Source organism: Exiguobacterium sp. TNDT2, assembly GCF_003331145.1.
Classification (GTDB): domain Bacteria; phylum Bacillota; class Bacilli; order Exiguobacteriales; family Exiguobacteriaceae; genus Exiguobacterium.
In genome coordinates, this window is record NZ_QLVE01000004.1 from 42074 (window position 1) to 62272 (window position 20199).

The 20199-nt window shown below is 50.8% G+C and carries 20 protein-coding genes; 14 read left to right on the top strand and 6 right to left on the bottom strand.

Annotation, left to right across the window (positions count from 1 at the left end):
- The first annotated feature begins 53 nt into the window (after positions 1 to 53).
- Together rnjA and DPV68_RS03470 are read left to right on the top strand one after the other, a co-directional pair.
- Positions 54 to 1721, top strand: coding sequence for a ribonuclease J1 (gene rnjA, locus DPV68_RS03465; protein ID WP_114165436.1), 1668 nt, complete (start codon positions 54 to 56; stop codon positions 1719 to 1721).
- A gap of 65 nt (positions 1722 to 1786) precedes the next feature.
- Positions 1787 to 3244 (top strand): phospholipase D family protein, encoded by a 1458-nt coding sequence (locus DPV68_RS03470; RefSeq protein ID WP_114165437.1) that lies wholly within the window; start codon positions 1787 to 1789, stop codon positions 3242 to 3244.
- A 110-nt stretch (positions 3245 to 3354) separates the two neighbouring features.
- Here DPV68_RS03470 and DPV68_RS03475 read toward each other — a convergent pair whose 3' ends face one another.
- Together DPV68_RS03475 and def are read right to left on the bottom strand one after the other, a co-directional pair.
- Positions 3355 to 4980 carry an alpha/beta hydrolase gene (locus DPV68_RS03475; protein WP_114165438.1) on the bottom strand — a complete coding sequence of 542 codons (1626 nt, stop codon included), beginning with the start codon at positions 4978 to 4980 and terminating at the stop codon, positions 3355 to 3357.
- Position 4981: 1 nt separating this feature from the next.
- Positions 4982 to 5521 (bottom strand): peptide deformylase, encoded by a 540-nt coding sequence (gene def, locus DPV68_RS03480; protein WP_114165439.1) that lies wholly within the window; start codon positions 5519 to 5521, stop codon positions 4982 to 4984.
- A gap of 330 nt (positions 5522 to 5851) precedes the next feature.
- Between def and pdhA the strand changes: the two genes are divergently transcribed.
- The 4 genes from pdhA (at position 5852) to lpdA (ending at position 10707) form a co-directional block, all read left to right on the top strand.
- Positions 5852 to 6937 (top strand): pyruvate dehydrogenase (acetyl-transferring) E1 component subunit alpha, encoded by a 1086-nt coding sequence (gene pdhA, locus DPV68_RS03485; RefSeq protein WP_114165440.1) that lies wholly within the window; start codon positions 5852 to 5854, stop codon positions 6935 to 6937.
- A gap of 3 nt (positions 6938 to 6940) precedes the next feature.
- A complete protein-coding gene (locus DPV68_RS03490; protein ID WP_114165441.1) occupies positions 6941 to 7918 on the top strand; it encodes an alpha-ketoacid dehydrogenase subunit beta in 978 nt (325 codons plus the stop codon).
- Between the two features lie 76 nt (positions 7919 to 7994).
- A complete protein-coding gene (locus tag DPV68_RS03495) occupies positions 7995 to 9290 on the top strand; it encodes a dihydrolipoamide acetyltransferase family protein (RefSeq protein WP_114165442.1) in 1296 nt (431 codons plus the stop codon).
- A gap of 4 nt (positions 9291 to 9294) precedes the next feature.
- Positions 9295 to 10707, top strand: coding sequence for a dihydrolipoyl dehydrogenase (gene lpdA / locus DPV68_RS03500; RefSeq protein ID WP_114165443.1), 1413 nt, complete (start codon positions 9295 to 9297; stop codon positions 10705 to 10707).
- A 17-nt stretch (positions 10708 to 10724) separates the two neighbouring features.
- Here the strand turns inward: lpdA and aac(6') are convergent, their stop codons facing one another.
- Positions 10725 to 11168: an aminoglycoside 6'-N-acetyltransferase gene (aac(6'), locus tag DPV68_RS03505; protein WP_114165444.1), complete on the bottom strand. Its 444-nt coding sequence runs from the start codon at positions 11166 to 11168 to the stop codon at positions 10725 to 10727.
- A gap of 74 nt (positions 11169 to 11242) precedes the next feature.
- Between aac(6') and DPV68_RS03510 the strand changes: the two genes are divergently transcribed.
- Positions 11243 to 11566 carry a DUF3055 domain-containing protein gene (locus DPV68_RS03510; protein ID WP_114165445.1) on the top strand — a complete coding sequence of 108 codons (324 nt, stop codon included), beginning with the start codon at positions 11243 to 11245 and terminating at the stop codon, positions 11564 to 11566.
- A gap of 106 nt (positions 11567 to 11672) precedes the next feature.
- On the opposite strand, the gene DPV68_RS03515 is transcribed toward DPV68_RS03510, so the two are convergent.
- Positions 11673 to 13154, bottom strand: coding sequence for an aminotransferase class I/II-fold pyridoxal phosphate-dependent enzyme (locus DPV68_RS03515; protein ID WP_114165446.1), 1482 nt, complete (start codon positions 13152 to 13154; stop codon positions 11673 to 11675).
- A gap of 171 nt (positions 13155 to 13325) precedes the next feature.
- On the opposite strand from DPV68_RS03515, the gene DPV68_RS03520 reads away from it, so the two are divergent.
- The 3 genes from DPV68_RS03520 (at position 13326) to DPV68_RS03530 (ending at position 15360) form a co-directional block, all read left to right on the top strand.
- Positions 13326 to 13592, top strand: coding sequence for a UPF0223 family protein (locus tag DPV68_RS03520; RefSeq protein WP_198662234.1), 267 nt, complete (start codon positions 13326 to 13328; stop codon positions 13590 to 13592).
- Between the two features lie 246 nt (positions 13593 to 13838).
- Entirely contained in the window at positions 13839 to 14027 is a 189-nt protein-coding gene (locus DPV68_RS03525; RefSeq protein ID WP_114165448.1) for a hypothetical protein, read from the top strand.
- A 79-nt stretch (positions 14028 to 14106) separates the two neighbouring features.
- Complete coding sequence (locus DPV68_RS03530) at positions 14107 to 15360, top strand: inositol monophosphatase family protein (protein WP_114165449.1); 1254 nt, start codon at positions 14107 to 14109, stop codon at positions 15358 to 15360.
- A 62-nt stretch (positions 15361 to 15422) separates the two neighbouring features.
- Here DPV68_RS03530 and DPV68_RS14955 read toward each other — a convergent pair whose 3' ends face one another.
- Complete coding sequence (locus DPV68_RS14955) at positions 15423 to 15599, bottom strand: hypothetical protein (protein ID WP_021067003.1); 177 nt, start codon at positions 15597 to 15599, stop codon at positions 15423 to 15425.
- Between the two features lie 163 nt (positions 15600 to 15762).
- Here DPV68_RS14955 and typA point away from each other — a divergent pair, with 163 nt between their 5' ends.
- Complete coding sequence (typA, locus tag DPV68_RS03535) at positions 15763 to 17607, top strand: translational GTPase TypA (RefSeq protein WP_114165450.1); 1845 nt, start codon at positions 15763 to 15765, stop codon at positions 17605 to 17607.
- A gap of 104 nt (positions 17608 to 17711) precedes the next feature.
- Entirely contained in the window at positions 17712 to 18038 is a 327-nt protein-coding gene (locus tag DPV68_RS03540; RefSeq protein WP_114165619.1) for a YlaH-like family protein, read from the top strand.
- A gap of 40 nt (positions 18039 to 18078) precedes the next feature.
- On the opposite strand, the gene DPV68_RS03545 is transcribed toward DPV68_RS03540, so the two are convergent.
- On the bottom strand, positions 18079 to 18279 hold the full coding sequence (locus DPV68_RS03545; RefSeq protein WP_114165451.1) for a YlaI family protein: 201 nt from the start codon (positions 18277 to 18279) through the stop codon (positions 18079 to 18081).
- A 111-nt stretch (positions 18280 to 18390) separates the two neighbouring features.
- Here DPV68_RS03545 and DPV68_RS03550 point away from each other — a divergent pair, with 111 nt between their 5' ends.
- Both DPV68_RS03550 and DPV68_RS03555 read left to right on the top strand, forming a co-directional pair.
- Positions 18391 to 18840 carry a PNPOx family protein gene (locus DPV68_RS03550; protein WP_114165452.1) on the top strand — a complete coding sequence of 150 codons (450 nt, stop codon included), beginning with the start codon at positions 18391 to 18393 and terminating at the stop codon, positions 18838 to 18840.
- 32 nt (positions 18841 to 18872) lie between these two features.
- Positions 18873 to 20189, top strand: coding sequence for a PhoH family protein (locus DPV68_RS03555; protein WP_114165453.1), 1317 nt, complete (start codon positions 18873 to 18875; stop codon positions 20187 to 20189).
- Positions 20190 to 20199: the final 10 nt, after the last annotated feature.

Consider the following 20199-nt stretch of genomic DNA (forward strand, 5'->3'; position numbering starts at 1 on the left):
CACTTATGTTTCACATAGATGAACATCAACTACTTGTAGCAAGGAGAGATTAAATGAAGTTTGTAAAGAACCACCAAACAGCTGTGTTCGCATTAGGCGGACTCGGAGAAATCGGGAAGAACACGTACGTCGTTCAATTCCAAGACGAGATTATCGTCATCGATGCGGGTGTCATGTTCCCGGAGGATGACTTGCTTGGAATCGACTATGTGATTCCCGATTACTCGTACTTGATTAAAAACAAGGATAAAGTCAAAGGAGTTTTCATCACCCACGGTCACGAAGACCATATCGGTGGAATCCCGTTCTTGTTGAAGCAAGTGAACTTGCCAATTTATGCGACGAAACTCGCACTTGGATTGATTAAAGTGAAACTCGAAGAGCACGGCTTGCTCCGCGAAGCGGAACTCCATGAGATCGACGAAGATACGATCGTCAAATTCCGTAAGACGAGCATCTCGTTCTTCCGGACGACCCATTCGATCCCGAACTCACTCGGTGTCGTCGTCAAGACACCACAAGGAAATATCGTTCATACGGGTGACTTCAAATTCGACTTCACCCCGGTCGGCGAACCGGCTGACATTGCGAAGATGGCAGATATCGGGAAAGAAGGCGTGCTCTGCCTCTTGTCCGACTCGACGAACGCAGAAGTCGAAGGATTCACGATGAGTGAGAAAGTCGTCGGTGGCACGATTAGCGAGACGTTCCGGAAAGCGGAAGGCCGCATCATTTTCGCCACGTTCGCCTCGAACATTTATCGTCTACAACAAGTCGTTGACGCGTGTGCCGAGACAGGCCGCCATTTGGCCATCTTCGGTCGGTCGATGGACAAGGTCATGACAATTGGGCAAGAACTCGGCTTCATCAACGTGCCGAAAGGCATGATCATCGAAGCGAATCAAATGCGGAACTATGAGCCGCATGAAGTGGCAATTCTTTGTACCGGTTCACAAGGAGAGCCGATGGCAGCGCTCAGTCGCATCGCCAACGGGACGCACCGTCAAGTATCGATCATTCCTGGCGATACGGTCATCTTCTCGTCGTCACCGATTCCGGGGAACGCCATCTCGGTCGGAAAGACGATCGACCAATTGTATAAAGCCGGCGCGGACGTCGTCTACGGCAAATTGACGAACATTCATACATCGGGCCACGGTTCGCAACAAGAGCAACTGCTCATGATCCGTTTGCTGAATCCGAAATTCTTCATGCCGATTCACGGCGAGTACCGCATGTTGGTGAAACACGCTGAACTGGCAGAGTCGGTCGGCATTCCGAAAGAGAACAGTTTCATCATGGATAACGGGGAAGTGCTCGCGGTCGATGCCGACTCAGCGGCCATCACTGGCAAAATTTCAGCCAATGCGGTTTATGTGGACGGGAACGGCATCGGGGACATCGGCAATATCGTCTTGCGCGATCGCCGCATCCTTTCAGAAGATGGACTCGTCGTCGTCGTCATCAGCATCGACGGCAAGACACGCAAGCTCGTCTCCGGTCCGGATATCATTTCACGCGGTTTCGTCTATATGCGTGAATCAGGTAGCTTGATCCGTGATGGTGAGCGGTTGCTCAAAAAAACGGTCGAACAAGGACTGTCGAACAAGCAGATGAAGTGGTCGGAGATGAAACAACTCGTCTCAGACACGCTCACACCGTACTTGGCTCAGAAAACTCGAAGACACCCAATGGTTCTTCCGATTATCATGGAAGTATGACCGAACGGGCTGTAGGTGACTACAGCCCGTTTTTTAGAGGAAACTAATAAAGGAGATGGTGCTGAATGGAACGACCAAAACGAAAGAAGGGGTGGGTGAAATGGACGCTTGCCGCCTTTGCCTTACTGTTTCTCATCACAATGATTTACCATCAAGTCAAGCCGCTGCCGGACGGTGTATCACGGGCGTCAGAACCGGTGGCGATTTCAGACGACCAAATCGATTTTTTATCTGACTTGACGTATCAAGGGGAAGACACCGAAATCAATGAGCAAGAGATCTTTCAAGATGTCGAGCGGTCTATCCGTGAGGCTCGGGAGTATATCGTCATGGACTTTTTCTTATTCAATCCGTATTCGAACGAAGACCGTCAATATCCCGACATCACAGCAAGCCTGTCGTCGGCTTTGTTGGAACAGATGAAGGCATACCCGGACCTGAACGTCGTCTTGATTACCGATGAAATCAATACGTCGTACAACGGTCATGCGTCCGACCATCTGGATGTGTTAAAAAAAGCAGGCGCTGAAATCGTCTACACGAACCTCGATGCACTCCGCGACCCGAACATCTTATACTCGACGCTGTATCGCATCGGGTTCCAATGGTTCGGTGACAGCGAAAATGGCTGGCTTCCGAACCCGATGGCCAAGTCGGCCCCAGAGATTACGATTCGGTCATATTTACGGCTCTTGAACGTGAAAGCGAACCATCGCAAAGTGATGGTGACCGAGAATGACGGTTTCGTCTTATCGGCTAACCCGCACGACGCGAGCGGCTACCACTCGAACGTCGGCGTCCGGCTCGACGGTCCGATTTTAGCGGACATCCTCGAAGGGGAAGAAGCGATTGCGACGTTCTCGAAAGGGGACAGCGAACGCTTTCCGAGCGAAGAGAAGCTTGCTAACCTTCGCGAAGAAGACTCAACGGGTCCGATGCAAATCCGCTACGTCACGGAATCGAAAATTCAAGAAGCGGTTGTCGGGGCGATGGAAAAGGCGCGGGCAGGCGAGACGATTTGGATTGGCATGTTTTACTTAGCTGACCGCAACATCATTCAAGCCATTCATGAGGCCGCCGAGCGCGGTGTGTTCGTCAAATTGATTCTCGACCCGAACACGAACGCGTTCGGCCGAGATAAGTCAGGCTTGCCGAACTTGCCTGTCGCGGCTGAACTGAACACCGTGAACCCGGAGCAAATCGAGATTCGATGGTATAAAGTCGACAAAGAACAGTATCATCCGAAGATGCTGTACGTCGAAGGGGACCGACGTGTCGTCGTCCTCGGGTCAGGGAACTATACGACCCGCAACATGAACGACTATAATCTCGAAGCGAACGTTGAAGTCGTTTCGACGGCGGAAACGGAATTCATCGGCGAAGTCGATGACTATTTCAAACGTCTCTGGAATAACGAACAAGGAACGTATACTGTTGCCTATGAAGAAGTTCAAACTGATCTGCCAATCGGGAAGTACTTGATTTATTGGTTGCAGAAATTGACGTGGACGATGACCTATTGAGTCAAACCCGCCTTCACAGGAAGGCAGGTTCAGTTTGTGTTTGCTTATAAAGTATCCGTCCATCATTCCTACACAAAACACCCGCCCTCAAGCGCGAGAGCGGGTGTTTGTCAATTCGTTTCGACGGGGTTGAACTCGTTCGAATATTCGTACAAGAACCGCCCTGTCTCTCGGAGGACGTCTGTCTTCCGATGGAGCGAGAAGTGGTCGTACGGAACGGTTTCCGTATCAATGTTGTTCGTGTATTCTTCGAGTAGGAGCGAGCTAGATGGCTCAATCAAGTTGAACTCGCCACCGCGTCCTGAGAAGGAGAACACTTGCACGGAACGAGGCCAAGTCTCAAGCTTGGCTTGGAACGCCTGCAGGCCGTCGGAAGTCGGGGACAAGTCCCGGATGGCAGGGCTGCCGGTATTGATTCCGAAGTTACTGGCGGATAGTCCGAAATTCGCAAGGCGCGTCCCAGCGAACGGACTATCAAATGTCACGAACTTATCGATGATGTAGTCGTCTTGATTCAAAATGTAGTTGGCGGCCGCGACACCGCCCATGCTGTGACCAATCAAGTACATGCGGTCAAATGAACGATTCCGTTCATCTTTATAGCGTTCGATAGCGGCGTTCAGCCATTTCGTCTGGTTGTTGAGCGATGCCTCGGCATCCTCATATTCGATTCGAACGATTGGCCGCATCGAACTGTAGTCGTTGACGACACAGTCGACCGCGCCTTTCGCCGTCACGGTACAGAGTGCCCCGTCTTTAGCCAACCCACGCTGCTCCATGTACTGTGAGAAACGGAGGAACGTGCGGTCGGTCCCGAGCAACCCATGCACGGCAAACGTTGGGATGAATTCGGTCGTCTGAGCCGTTTGACGAATTGCCTCGCTCTTCCGTTCGGTCGTCAACTCTTCGCGAATCGTCACGACAATCAAAGCGAGCGTCAATACGAGAATAAAGCCGCCAAAGATTCGGGAGCGAATCGATGTCTTGTCCGGATTACCGGCATTTTTGCGATACTTCCGCCAGACGAAGTAACCGACGATTGCGAGAATGACGGCAACGACGATCGTGATGATCCATGCCTTGACGTTCGGTACATGGGCGACGAGCATCATATTGTTTTGGCGGCCGCCATATACTTGCCACTCGACATGTTTCATCGAACGTACATCGAGCCCTGTGCCGTCTTCGACGAACACGCCGGTTGGCACCGTTAGATTAAACCGGATATCGGCTTGACGCACGTAGCGTTCGGCCAGTTGTTTCGGAGAACCACTTAAATTCAAACCGGGCAAGTTAACCCGGTCAAGCCGGAGGTCAAGATTCGTATTTAAAACGTATGAGTCGAACCAAATCCCGTCCTCTTTCTCGACGTCGAATTTTACATCGGGCGGGACGAGGATGCCGGCCGGACCGGTTTTCCATTCTTCTTTGATGTTTTGAAGATCGTCAACGCTCTCGAACGTCTTCTTGAGCACCATGCCCTCATAGTCGTCTTGACTCAAATAATCACGCGTCGCATAACCGTTCGCGTTCGCCTGTTGTTTCCATGTCTCCCAATCGAGCCGCAAATTGAGCAGTTTCATGACCGGATGGTCGCGGAAGGCGTACGTCGTCTCTAAGGTGACCGACTGGTCGTAGTGGACGGTGGCATCATATTCAATTCGAACACATCCGCCGATTAAAAGAAACAAAAATGGGAATAGGAACAACAGTGCCTTTTTTTTCAAGTTCATCACCTCAAATCGGCTCACCATAAGTTTCTAACGGGTTGGTCGGATTGATGCGGTCGTAGAAGAGCACCCCATCTAAATGGTCGAGCTCATGTTGGCAGACGATGGCGCGCATCCCGCGAAGTCGCAATTTGATTGGGGCGCCGTCGCGATCGAACCCTTCAATTGTGATGCGACGATGACGGGGCACGTTGCCTTTGACGACACGGTCGACAGATAGACAGCCCTCACCGCCGTTCAAATATGTCTGCTCGACCGAATGACTCGTGATTTTTGGATTGAAAATTGACAGTTTAAACGTATCTTCTTCTTCGTGGAGCAGGACCGTGAAGAAGCGGCGATTGACGCCAAGTTGCGGTGCGGCAATGCCGACACCTCCGCGAAGTTCATATTTCTCGCTCATTTCGGGGTCCTGGCTATTGACGAGGAACGTCTCCATCTCATCGAGTAACGCAATGTCCTCGGCCGTCGGTGGGACCGGGACCTCGATTGAACGGGTGCGGAGCCGCTCGTCTCCTTCACGAATCACATCTTTCATCGTTAACATGCAAAAACTTCCTTTCCAATGGCGATATGACCAATTATATCATATTTATTAGTCATGTCTTCTAGATGGTACAGAAGGTGAAATGAAAATGATACAGAGTCAAAATAGAGGGAAAGATGTGGTCATGTAAGCGTTTTTATAAAGTGAGCATATTTTTTGCGTTATTATAACAACCCGTTTTATACTAACTAGGAAACGGCAGGATAAGTGTTACTTTCCTGAATCACGTTAATACAGATTGCTTTTTTGGACAGATACACTTAAGATTTGAGGTAGTGTTTGATTAAAAAAAGACAATTGTCTCATAGTTGAAAGGATGAGGTGAAACGAATGAACAACGTTCAGGTACTTCAAAACGTGGAAGAGAACTTCCAAACGTTCCGTATTCTCGACGAGAAGGGCGAGGTCGTCAACCAAGACGCAATGCCCGATGTAACGGACGAGCAACTTCAGGAGCTTATGCGCCGCATGGTCTATACACGAATCTGGGACCAACGCGCCATCTCGCTCAACCGTCAAGGACGCTTAGGTTTCTATGCGCCAGTGGCTGGTCAAGAAGCAACGATGATCGGGACGCAATATGCGCTCGACAAACAAGACTGGATTCTTCCAGGCTACCGTGATATCCCCCAACTCGTATTCCACGGACTTCCGCTTTATCAAGCGTTCTTGTTCTCACGTGGTCACGTAGCGGGTAACCGTATCCCTGAAGACGTCAACGTCTTGATGCCACAAATCATCATCGGGGCACAAATCATCCAAACCGCGGGTGTGGCTATGGGCCTCAAACGCAACGGCAACACAAACGTCGCCATTACTTACACGGGTGACGGTGGTTCATCACAAGGTGACTTCTACGAAGGATTGAACTTCGCAGGTGCATTCAAATCACCAGCCATCTTCGTCGTTCAAAACAACCGCTTCGCCATCTCGACTCCTGTTGAGAAGCAAACTGCAGCTAAAACGATCGCGCAAAAAGCTGTCGCAGCGGGAATCAATGGAATCCAAGTTGACGGAATGGACGTTCTTGCTGTTCTCGCCGCAACGCAACAAGCGCGTAAAGACGCACTTGACGGAACTCCGACGCTCATCGAAGCACTCACATACCGTTACGGACCACATACGCTCGCAGGGGATGACCCGACGCGTTACCGTACAAAAGAACTCGACACAGAGTACCAAGAAAAAGATCCACTCGTTCGTTTCCGCCTCTTCCTCGAAGGCAAGAAGCTTTGGAGCGAAGATATGGAAAACGAAGTCATCGAGCAAGCGAAAGCAGACGTGAAAGAAGCGATCAGCCTCGCAGACAAAGAACCAAAACAAAAAGTTTCGGACTTCATCAACAACATGTACGAAACACTTCCTTCAAACTTGAAAGAGCAGCTTGAAGAATATACAGCAAAGGAGTCGAAGTAAGTTATGGCTCAAATGACAATGATCCAAGCGATTACTGATGCGATGCGCGTTGAAATGAAACGCGACGAGAAAGTACTTCTCTTCGGAGAAGACGTTGGTAAAAACGGTGGGGTCTTCCGTGCGACGGAAGGACTTCAAGATGAGTTCGGCGAAGACCGCGTCTTCGATACGCCGCTCGCTGAGTCTGGTATCGGAGGTCTTGCAATCGGTCTTGGTCTTACAGGCTTCCGTCCGATCATGGAAGTTCAATTCTTCGGATTCGTCTTCGAAGTGTTCGACTCAATCGCTGCGCAAATGGCACGGATGCGTTACCGTTCAGGCGGCGCTTACAGCCAACCGGTTACAATCCGTTCACCATTCGGTGGCGGTGTTAAAACACCAGAACTTCACGCGGATAGCCTTGAAGGTTTGATGGCTCAGACACCTGGTCTTAAAGTTGTCATCCCGTCAACACCATACGATGCAAAAGGTCTTTTAATCGCAGCAATCCGTGACAACGACCCAGTCGTATTCCTCGAGCACATGAAACTTTACCGTTCATTCCGTGGCGAAGTTCCAGAAGGCGAATACACGATCGAGCTTGGAAAAGCAGACGTGAAACGCGAAGGAACTGACGTTTCGATCATCACTTACGGTGCAATGGTCCACACGTCACTCAAAGCGGCAGAAGAGCTCGAAAAAGAAAACATCAACGTCGAAGTCATCGACCTCATGACAGTGAGCCCACTTGATATCGATACAATCGTCGAGTCTGTTAAAAAGACTGGCCGTGCGATCGTCGTTCAAGAAGCACAACGTCAAGCAGGTATTGCGGCTAACGTCGTAACTGAAATTCAAGAACGCGCAATTCTTCACCTCGAGGCACCAGTGCTTCGTGTAACTGCACCAGACACAGTCTTCGCTTTCGCTCAAGGTGAAGATGCATGGTTACCTGACCATAAAGATGTCGTTGCAAAAGTTAAGGAAGTTATCAACTTCTGATCGTGTTCAAGTAACGATGAGGGAGAATTGTCTCCCTCATTGTGTTTACATGATTAATTGATGGGAGGAAAAACCAGTGGCAGTATTTGAATTTAAATTACCAGACATCGGTGAAGGAATTCACGAAGGTGAAATCGTCAAGTGGTTCGTAAAAGCAGGGGATACAGTAAAAGAAGATGACATTCTTCTTGAAGTTCAAAACGACAAAGCCGTCGTTGAGATTCCTGCTCCTGTGGATGGAACAGTTAAAGACGTCAAAGTCTCTGAAGGTACAGTTGCGGTCGTCGGCGACGTCCTCATCACGTTCGATATCGAAGGTGACGCGCCAGCAGGCGAAGAGGAAGCAGCTCCTGAACAACCGAAAGCTGAAGAAGAACCAGAAGGTACAATCGAGAAAGCCGTTGAAGCAGACAAGCCGCGCGACGTCCAACTTCATAAGTCGGAGCGCGTCATCGCGATGCCTTCGATTCGCAAGTACGCTCGTGAAAAAGGCGTCGATATCCGTGAAGTCCAAGGTTCTGGCGACAACGGCCGCGTCTTGAAAGAAGACATCGATGCATTCGCAAGCGGAGAAGCGCCAGCAGCAGAAGCTACAACAGAGAAAACTGAATCTGTAGCGAAAGCCTCGGCTGCGAAAACGGAAATCAAGCCTTACGAGTCAGCAACGCCTGAACTCGAAACGCGTGAGAAAATCCGTGGTATCCGTAAAGCGATTTCGAAAGCAATGGTTAACTCGAAGCACACAGCTCCACACGTTACACTCATGGACGAAGTCGACGTCACGAAACTCGTCGCACTCCGCAAAGAGTTCAAACAAGTGGCTGCTGACCAAGGCGTGAAACTCACGTACTTGCCGTTCGTCGTAAAAGCATTGACAGCAGCAGCGAAAGCTTACCCAGCCATCAACGCGTCAATCGACGACGTCAACGAAGAGATCGTCTACAAAAACTACTACAACATCGGTATCGCTGCTGACACGGACAATGGCCTCGTCGTTCCTGTCGTCAAAGAAGCGGACCGTAAATCAATCTATGCACTCGCTACAAACATCAATGAGCTTGCCGGTAAAGCCCGTGAAGGCAAACTTGCTGGGGACGACATGAAAGGCGGATCGATCACAATCACGAACATCGGTTCAGCTGGTGGACAATGGTTCACACCTGTCATCAACCACCCAGAAGTTGCAATTCTCGGTATCGGCCGCATCGCTGAAAAAGCTGTCGTCAAAGACGGCGAAATCGTCGCAGCTCCAGTCCTCGCGCTTTCATTCAGCTTTGACCACCGCCTCATCGACGGTGCGACTGCGCAAAACGCACTCAACATGGTGAAACGCTTGCTTCAAGATCCAGCACTTCTAATGATGGAGGGATAAGAACATGGTAGTAGGAGAATTCGCACAAGAAACTGATTTACTTGTCATCGGCGCCGGTCCTGGTGGATACGTCGCAGCCATCCGTGGCGCACAACTCGGCCTTAAAGTCACGATCGTCGAAAAAGGAAACTTTGGTGGCGTCTGCTTGAACGTCGGTTGTATCCCATCGAAAGCGTTGATCACAGCTGGTCACAACTTCCAGCATGCTAAAGGTCACTCTTCAATGGGAATCACGTCTGACAACGTGTCAGTCGACTTCACAAAAGTCCAAGACTGGAAACAGTCGGTCGTCAACAAATTGACTGGCGGCGTCAAAGGCCTTTTGAAAGGTAACAAGATTGAAATCGTTCAAGGTGAAGCTTTCTTCGCATCTGAAGACACAGTCCGTGTCATCACAGAAGACAGCTCGACTCCTTACAAGTTCAAAAAAGCGATCATCGCGACTGGTTCGACACCAATCGAGATCCCATCGTTCAAATGGTCAAAACGCGTCCTTTCTTCAACTGGCGCATTGGCTCTTCCTGAAGTACCGAAGAAACTTGTCGTCATCGGCGGCGGATACATCGGTATGGAGCTAGGTACAGCGTACGCGAACTTCGATACAGAAGTCATCGTCGTTGAAGGCGCAAGCGACATCTTGTCTGGCTTCGAGCCGCAAATGACTCAAATCGTCAAAAAGAAACTCAAACAAAAAGGTAACGTCACGATTCACACGAACGCTCTTGCAAAAGGCGTCGAGGAAACAGAAGACGGCGTAACTGTTAAGTTTGAAGTGAACGGCGAAGAGCAGTCTGTTGAAGCGGACTACGTCCTCGTCACAGTCGGCCGTCGTCCAAACACTGGCGACATCGGTCTCGAAAACGCGGAAGTGAAAGTCAGCGACCGCGGCATCATCGAAATCGATGACCAGTGCAAGACATCGAACGAAAACATCTACGCCATCGGCGACATCGTACCAGGACCACCGCTCGCGCACAAAGCTTCTTACGAAGCAAAAGTTGCAGCGGAGGCAGCTGCCGGCAAGCCAGCGTACCTCGACTACTCAGCAATCCCAGCGGTCGTCTTCACTGACCCTGAACTTGCGACAGTCGGTTACACGGAGCCACTCGCAAAAGAAGAAGGACTTGAGATTACTGTATCGAAATTCCCATTCGCAGCGAACGGCCGTGCCCTCGCGCTCGACGAGCCAGACGGCTTCATGAAGCTCATCACGCGTAAAGAGGACGGTCTCTTGATCGGTGCTCAAATCGCGGGAACTGGCGCTTCAGATATGATCGCCGAGCTTGGTCTCGCTATCGAAGCAGGCATGACAGCAGAAGATATCGCGCTTACAATTCACGCTCACCCATCACTCGGTGAGATGGCAATGGAAGCGGCAGAAATCGCAATGGGTATGCCAATCCACGTCGTTAAATAAGTCAAAAGCTCTCTCGCTTACTCGCGAGAGAGCTTTTTTAAGTAATGGACGGTCCGTTCGACTTCTCGGAACCCGATGCGTTCATGAAAGCGTTGGCTGCCGTCGTTCTCCACTTCCGTGTCGGAGGCGAGTTCGTCGCATCCTTTTGAGCGGGCGAACGCGGAGGCCGCTTCGACGAGCCGTGACGCCACGTCTTGCTGTCGCGCGGTTTCGACGACGTAAATCCCTTCTAAGAAGGCAGTTGGAGAAGAAGTCGTTCCTGGGACGTAGTCATGACGGAAGCTGAGCTGACAAAAGCCGACCGCTTCATCCGTTTCTGCGATAAAATAGTGCATCTTTCCGGAGCGGATGCCGAGCCGGACCTCCATCGTCAACTCGTCTTTGGACGCATCTGGCCATAGCTGCCGCATGAGCCGAACCAAGTCGAGATGATCGCGCTCATTAGCTTTTCGTATGTTCATTGTAACCCTCCTTATGTTTCGTACGTTCAGTATAAAGGAAAATAAGGAATGAAGTGAGAAAGGAGGGAACGATGATGGCGTTCGATGAAGAATTGTTATATACCGTCTCTGAGACGAGCCGCGTCCGGTTCACGGGAATCGAGACAGAGACGTCACGTTATGATTTTGGTTTTGTGTATACGCATCAGTTCATGGGAAAAGTGCTCGTCGTTTGCATGCAGACCGGACAGTCTGCCCTTCTCGATATCCACGCGCTCGAAGAACCGAGACAACTCTACCCGATGCTCGGGATCGCTTTGCGCGACACGGGCCATGTCGCTGAGTTTTTACGTCTTTGTCTAACTGAAAATGTGGCTGAATCCGATCAAACAGGAGATTTACCCCTTGAAAATATGTAAGCGTTTTCTTATAATGGGAGATAGGGGAAGCAATTCGATTATCATAAGCACCTTTTCTTTTGATGATACAAAGCGAGCCGGTCCATTGGACCGGCTCGCTTTCGTCTTAGCGGATGGCTTTCGTTTGCTGGATGACTTTAATCATTTGGAGCGACTCGTCTTCAAGACCTTGGACCGGGAGACCGGCCTCGATGTTGGCCATAATGTATTCAAGTGTTGATGTCGTAATGAGTTCGCCTGGAATAATGATTGGAATTCCCGGTGGATACACCATGATGAACTCGGCCGAAATGCGTCCGACGGCGTTCTCGAGCGGAATCGTCTCCGTCTCCTCGTAGAAGGCGTCACGTGGGCTGAGTGCGAGCGGTGGAATCTCTGGGAGCATGATTGACAACGAATCGTTTCCAGACTGGTCGTAAACCGATACGACGTCACGCATGCCGTCAATCAACGCTTGAATCGTCGACTCGTCGTCGGCGCTCGTCACGATGAACAAGACGTTCAACAGATCCGACATTTCGACTTCGATACGGTGCGTCTCGCGCAAATACTTCTCGACTTCGAAGCCGGTGATTCCGAGCTCACGGACCGAGACGAGGATTTTCGTCTCGTCGAGCGCGTACGTCGACTCTGAATGAAGTTCGGCGTGGCCGTATACCTTCAAGTGCGGCATGTTGTCGATGGCCGTACGCGCCGTACGGGCGAGCGTGAGGGCACGATCGTTCATCGCTTCTCCTTTTGTCGCCAATTGGCGGCGGGCCGCGTCGAGCGACGCGAGGAGGAGATATGACGTCGATGTCGTCGTGATCATCGAGAGCATCGCGTGAATCCGTTCAGGCGATACGAGTCCACGGCGGACGTTCAAAATCGAACTTCCTGTCATCGAACCGCCGAGCTTATGGACGCTTGTTGCCGCGACGTCCGCGCCGGCTTGCATCGCCGAGAGCGGGAGTTCGTCGTGGAATGGCAAGTGGACGCCATGTGCCTCATCGACGAGGACCGGTACATCTTGCGCATGGGCGACGGCGACGATGCGCTCTAAGTCACCGGCGATGCCGAAGTAGGTCGGGTTGATGACGAGGACGGCTTTCGTGTCAGGGTGCATCTCGAGGGCGCGTTCGACGGCGCTTGCCGTGATTCCATGGGCGATCCCATATGTCTCATCATATTCAGGGTGAATGAAGACAGGGTGGGCCCCGGTCAAGACGAGCGCGGACATGACTGATTTATGGACGTTGCGCGGCACGATGATTTTCTCGTTCGGACCGACGACGCCCATGATCATCGCCATGATGGCGCTTGATGTCCCTTGAACTGAGAAGAACGTCTCGTCGGCGCGGAACGCCTCGGCTGCGAGGCGCTCGGCCTCGGCAATCGCCGCTTTCGGATGATGAAGATCATCGAGCGGGGCGATGTTAATCAAGTCGATCTTCAAGGCGTTCTCGCCGATGAAGTCGCGGAATTCGGGGTCCATCCCTTTCCCGCCTTTATGACCAGGGATGTGGAAAGCGATCGGGTTCGTGTCCACGTGCGTGAGCAACGTGTCAAAGAGCGGTGTCTCGAGCTGTGTAGCACCTTTAAGTTTCAATAGTAAGTCCTCCTTGATAGCAGTGTGTATATAGGTCGTCGGTTTAAGTTCAATCTGAGGTCGTTCTGAACGTTTCGCTTCAAAAACAATGCAACAAAAAAACTATAGTGATTTCTACCCCAACTTGCAATAGTTTTTTTTGTTGATACAATGGTTGTCGAGGTGAAGAATATGCAAATCAACTATCCGATCAATCCGGACTGGACAACCGACGAACTGATTGAAGTCGTCGAGTTCTATAATCAAGTCGCCTTGGCAAATGAAGGCGGTGTTGACCGTGTGTCATTTTTAGACGCGTATCGGTCGTTCAAACAAATCGTGACGTCAAAATCAGAAGAGAAACAACTGAGCACCGTCCACGATGAACAGACCGGGTACTCTACCTATCGTACGGTGCAGGCGGCCCTAAAATCAAATGCAAAGATTATAAAGTTGTAACTGCTGGAAAGCATGGGAGAACCGAACAGTTTTCTCATGCTTTTTTTGTTATTTCTCTATTAAATAGGGTACATATCATTAACAGTTATTTCAGGTTTAGTGTCAGTTGAAATGGGAATATACTCACTAAGATAAAAAATTCGAAATAGTCAGACAATTTACTTTATTTTTTGAATCTCATCTGATATACTCAATTCAACTCATTAAACCGTAACTTGTAGCCCAACTAAAGGAGTGTGGCATCTCATGAAACAAGTGATCGAGGCATTTAAAAGAAAAGACGCAGAAAAACGGATTCCGGTGCTGCGCTTAGAGATTGATTATGAATTGGCAACTCTCTTCGATGCGATGGCGTCACAAGACGATGCCACGGTTCAGGTTAGCAAGCATCGGTTAGAAAAATATCGCCAAGAACTTTTGCGTCTCGAAGCCTGACCCACAACCACTCAATCAACCAGTATTCCATGCGGATACTGGTTTTTGTTTGGTACAATACATAGTAGAGGTGATAAACATGTTGGAATGGTTCGCGATTGACTTGATTAAACAAGCAGGGGAATATATTCGGCAAAAAATCGATGAGAGCTATCGCATCGAACGAAAGACAGGTAAAGGGGATTTGGTCACAGAAATCGATCGAGCCGTCGAACAGTTGATTGTCGACCGTATCCGTGAAACGTACCCCGAGCATCACATTATCGGGGAAGAAGGGATCTCTACAGGACCGGACGACTTGTCCGGAACGGTCTGGTTTGTCGATCCGATCGATGGGACGTTGAACTTCATCCATCAGAAGCGCATGTTCGCCATCTCAGTGGCCGTCATGATCGATGGGGTCGTCGAATACGGCTTCGTCTATGATGTGATGGCGGATGAGCTGTTCGTGGCGCGCCGCGGCGTTGGGACCACGCTGAACGGGCGAAAGTTACCGCCCATCCAAGAACATCATGTCCGTGACGCCTTTCTTAGTATGAACGCGACATGGGTAACGCCGAACCAACAGATCGCCCCGGAAGTACTCGCCCCAATCGTGCGCGACTCGGTCGGCACGCGTGCGCACGGCGCGGCCTCGCTCGAACTTGCGTGGCTCGCAGCGGGTCGGGTCGACGGCTATATCACGATGCGGAATATGCCGTGGGATTATGCGGCTGGAAAATTGCTCGTCGAGGAGGTCGGGGGACGGGTCGTCTCGATTTACGGGGAGCCGGTCCGCTATGACGGGAAGACGTCGGTCCTTGCTGGGAGCGAGACGTTCGTCAAAGATGTCGTCAAGCATTACGTCATCGCCAAAGGGGTAACGCCGGAAGTAAGACCGGATCTTCAAATTGAAATCAACGCCTCCTACGATCGTGTCCGGGACTTGCTCGTATTGGCCAACCCGAACGAGGCGATGGTGCGTGACCAATACGAAACCGGCGAGACGTATGAAGCGACGCTCGGTGGGGAACTTGTCGGTGCGTACATGTTGGTGCGACGCAGTGAGGCGATGTTAGAACTCGTCAACATCGCCGTCAAACCGGACCGGCAAAACCAGACGATCGGGCAACGGCTGCTCCAAGATGCGATTCGTCGGGCCGAACAGAGCGGTGCGAAACAGATGCTCGTCTGCACGGGTAACTCGAGCGTCGTCCAATTGCGGTTTTATCAACAGGCCGGTTTCCGTTTTGAGTCGGTCGAGCGGGACTACTTCCCGAATCACGGTTATTCATCAATCGAAGAAGACGGGCTCGCCTTGCGTGACCGGATTTGTCTGACACGCGACCTATAGGCGTTACAGGCAGAAGAACAAGCTCATAATACAAGGCCCGGGCGTTTTGCCCGGGCCTTGTATTATGGACGTCGGTTCGAGAGGACGCGACGGCGCAAGTTGATTCCAAAGAACGTAGCGATGCCGCTCAAGGCAAGACTGCCGATGATGATGGCGGCACTTCCTTCGGCCACCCCGATTCCGATGCCGACGAAACCGGCGACGACCGCGGTCGCGATTAAAACGAACATGAGTTGCATGAAGATTCCCCCTTTTTTCGCTAGTCCCCTTTATTGTAGTCAAAAATGGTGCGTTTGGAAACGCTAACAGTTGATAACACTCGACAAAGGTGGTAGGACGTGTGCTATACTCTTAAAGTTGAACAAAGGATGAAACTTTTTTAAATAAGAGAGGACTAACTACATGAATGTAAGAACTAACCTTCGGAACGTAGCCATCATCGCCCACGTTGACCACGGTAAAACAACGCTCGTCGATGAATTATTGAAACAGTCTGGTACTTTCCGGACAAACGAAATGGTCGCAGAACGCGCCATGGACTCGAATGACATCGAACGTGAGCGCGGAATCACAATTCTCGCGAAAAACACGGCGATCGATTATAAAGACACACGCATCAACATCGTTGATACACCAGGTCACGCCGACTTCGGTGGTGAAGTTGAGCGGATCATGCGTATGGTTGACGGCGTTATCCTCGTCGTCGATGCACGTGAAGGCTGCATGCCACAAACGCGTTTCGTATTGAAGAAAGCACTCGACCAAGGTCTCCGTCCAATCGTTGTCGTCAACAAAATCGACAAACCGATGGTACGCCCGCTCGACGTCGTCGATGAAGTTGTCGACTTGTTGATTGACCTTGGAGCAGATGAAGATCAACTTGAATTCCCTGTCGTCTATACGTCTGCTGTCAGCGGTTCAAGTTCGTTCGATCCTGATCCAGAGAAGCAAGAAGATACAATCACGTACGTGCTCGACACGATTCTTGAGAACACACCGGCACCAATCGATAACTCGGATGAGCCGCTCCAGTTCCAAGTCACGATGCTCGACTATGACAACTACCTCGGCCGAATCGGTGTCGGTCGTGTCTTCCGTGGGAAAATCAAAGTCGGCGAGTCAGTGTCGCTCTGCAAAACAGACGGTTCAATCAAACAACTCCGCGTCACGAAACTGTTCGGTTACTTCGGCCTCAAACGTGTTGAAATCGAAGAAGCCAAAGCTGGTGACTTGATCGCCATCGCCGGAATGGAAGATATCAACGTCGGTGAAACGGTGACGCCAGTTGGTAAAGAAGAGCCGCTTCCTCTCCTTCGCATCGATGAGCCGACGCTTCAAATGCGTTTCATGACGAACAACTCTCCATTCGCAGGACGCGAAGGCGATTTCGTGACTGCACGTAAAATCGAAGAGCGTTTGATGAAACAACTTGAGACGGACGTTTCACTCCGTGTCGAGAACACAGATTCTCCTGACCAATGGATTGTATCAGGACGCGGTGAGCTTCACCTTGGGATCTTGATCGAGAACATGCGTCGTGAAGGGTACGAGCTTCAAGTTTCGAAACCACAAGTTATCATCCGTGAAGACGAAGATGGTACGAAAATTGAGCCGTTCGAACGTGTCATCATTGACGTGCCTGAAGAGTACACTGGTTCAGTCATGGAGTCAATCGGTCTCCGTAAAGGTGAACTTGCCAACATGAACACGAACGACAACGGTCAAACGCGGATGGAATTCATCGTTCCTTCACGTGGTCTCATCGGATATCGTAACGAGTTCTTGTCAGCAACACGCGGGTACGGAATCTTGAACCACACGTTCGAAGAGTACCGTCCGTTCATCTCTGCTGACATCGGCGGCCGCCGCAGCGGTGTTATGGTTTGTATCGAGCCTGGTAAGTCTACGGCTTACTCGATCGGTGCGCTTGAAGACCGTGGAACGATTTTCATCGAGCCAGGTACGGATGTATACGAGGGCATGATCATCGGTGAATGTAACCGCGACGTCGATCTCGCGATCAACGCCGTCAAAGGAAAACAGTTGACGAACATGCGTGCTTCATCAAAAGACTCGACACAAGTCTTGAAACGTCCACGCGTCTTCTCACTCGAAGAATCGCTCACGTTTTTGAACGATGACGAGTACTGTGAAATCACGCCGGAGTCAATCCGTCTCCGTAAAAAAGTCTTGAACAAGAACGAGCGCGAGAAAGCTGACAAGCGTCGTAAACTTGGTAAAGAATAAGTCAGAAAAAAGGGAGCGCCTAGGCGTTCCCTTTTGTTTTGGATAGTGTAGAATGGTTGTGAAGGAAATAAAGGGGGATTATCAGCTTGAAAGCTTCTCAAACGATGGACATCACACAAATCGATGTGCCGTGGATTGCCTCGCTACTTGGCGTCGGCAGTGACGCGAACGACTTCTCGGTCGGATTCAACGCGTTAATCATCACGGTCATCTTATTGACGATCCTTGTGTTTAAATTAGGTTTTGCCAAACAATTGACGTGGTGGAAGTCACTCGTCGTCTATATGCTGCTCGCACTCGGGGCAGGCACGATGGCGCTCGTTTTCTTCACGTGGCCGATTCCAGAAGTTCTCCTTGTCATGGCTGTCGTCTTGGCCATTTACCGGGGCCGCCTCTGGTGGAACCGTCGACAAGGCGTCGAATCACATTAAAAATGGACGTATTGCCCGAGGGCGATACGTCCATTTTTGATTACCATCTCCGTTTTTGACGGAACGATGGATATAGGTGGAATTGGCCGGTCGCGGCACGCTCCGCGGTTCGCGCGGTGATCCGTTCTTGACACGCCCGGCACATATACGTTTTAGCAGGTTTGTTACGAAGTCGTTTCGCTTCGAACGACCACGAATCAATCGTATCGATTTTATCACAAAGAGAGCACTTTACGCGCATGGTCTCACCTTCCTCTTTGTTGATTATAGCATGATTTTAGGAGAGAAAAGCAGGGAAAGAGGTTTGTAAGAGCGAATCCATTTGTATACCCGTTCGGGAGGAGGGGAGTACATGGCGAGTAAAGCGGCGTTCGAACTATCGAGGACGCAACAAGACACATTGAACGAGATGCCATTGACGTTTTTAATCACATTTGACGAGCCGAAACGGTGGCCGATCACACATGCGATCAGCTGGGTGCAAGCGCCGAATGAGATGACGATTCGCTTAGCGTTAACGAAGAATTCACATGTAATCACGTTACTCACAAACGAGAAAACAGCAAGTCTCATCTTTATAGAGGGAGGTCTTGCCTACAGCATCGCCTTGTCCCACGTGCATGAGTTCGAGCCGAGCGTGAAGCCGGCGCTACACCTTCGCTTTTTTGAAGGGAAAGTCGAGGAGGTCCGCAACATCTCTTTTTACGGGGCGAGTTATGGACAACCGGACATCGTCAAGACGTACGATGTCGTAGCAGCAGAAAAGTTGGACCGTGAAGTCAAGGAAAGTTTGAATTCTTGATCACCAACAATTTTCGAGGGGCGGCAAAGTCTATGAAAAAAACATATGTGCTCGATACGAACGTACTCTTACACGATCCGTTATCCTTATTCCAATTTGATGAGCACGATGTCGTCATCCCCGCTATCGTATTAGAAGAGCTTGACGGCAAAAAACGAAATATGGACGAGGTCGGCCGCAACGCACGGGAAACGGCGCGTGTGCTCGACCAACTCCGTACGACCGGTAAACTGCATGACGGGGTGCCGCTCGAGAATGGCGGACGACTGTTCGTCGAGATCGGTCACGAGCATACCATCGATTTCCCGTTCGACGTCATGACGAATGATAATCGCATTTTGACCGTGGCACTCGGACTGATGAAACAATATGAGAACGACCGGACACGTAAAGTCGTCGTCGTCTCGAAAGATATACTTGTCCGCGTCAAAGCGGACGCCATCGGCATTGAAGCCGAGGATTATTTGACCGACCATATCGTCGATACGACGAACTTGTACACCGGCTATCGTGAAATCGAAGTCGATCAAGCCGTCATCGATGAATTTTATAAAGTCCGTCAGCTTCCATTGGCGGCCATTTCAAAAAATCAGCTGTACCCGAACTCATTCGTCGTTTTAAAAAGTAACGTCTCAAAAGCGAGCGCAATCGCGGTCGTCGATGCGTTGCAGCCGATCCTTCGCCCGCTCTCGCTAGACGTCGAACACGTCTGGGGCATCCACCCCCGTAACGTCCAGCAACGGATGGCGCTCGACTTGTTGCTTCGGGACGATATCCCGTTCGTGACACTGCTCGGGAAAGCCGGGACCGGGAAGACGTTGCTCGCGCTCGCGGCGGGGCTGTCGCTCGTCGAAGACGAACGCCGGTTCAATAAACTCGTCGTCGCCCGTCCGGTCGTCCCGATGGGGAATGATATCGGCTATCTACCGGGGGAAATGGAAGAGAAGCTCCGGCCGTGGATGCAACCGATTTATGACAACTTGGAGTTCTTGTTCAACGCTAATTCGAAAGACGAGCTCGGGAACATCTTGGCCGGCATCAAATCGATTCAACTCGAGGCGCTCACGTATATCCGTGGCCGTAGCATGCCGGATCAGTTCATCATCATCGATGAGGCCCAGAATTTGACGAAACACGAGATCAAGACGATTCTGACCCGGGTCGGGGAGAACTCGAAAATCGTCCTCGTCGGCGACCCGTATCAAATCGATCACCCATATCTGGATGAATATTCGAACGGTCTCACGTACGCCGTCGAACGGTTCAAAGGCCAAAACGTATTCGGCCACGTCCAACTCATCAAAGGAGAGCGCTCGTCGCTCGCCCGGTTGGCCGCCGATTTACTATAACGAAAAACGC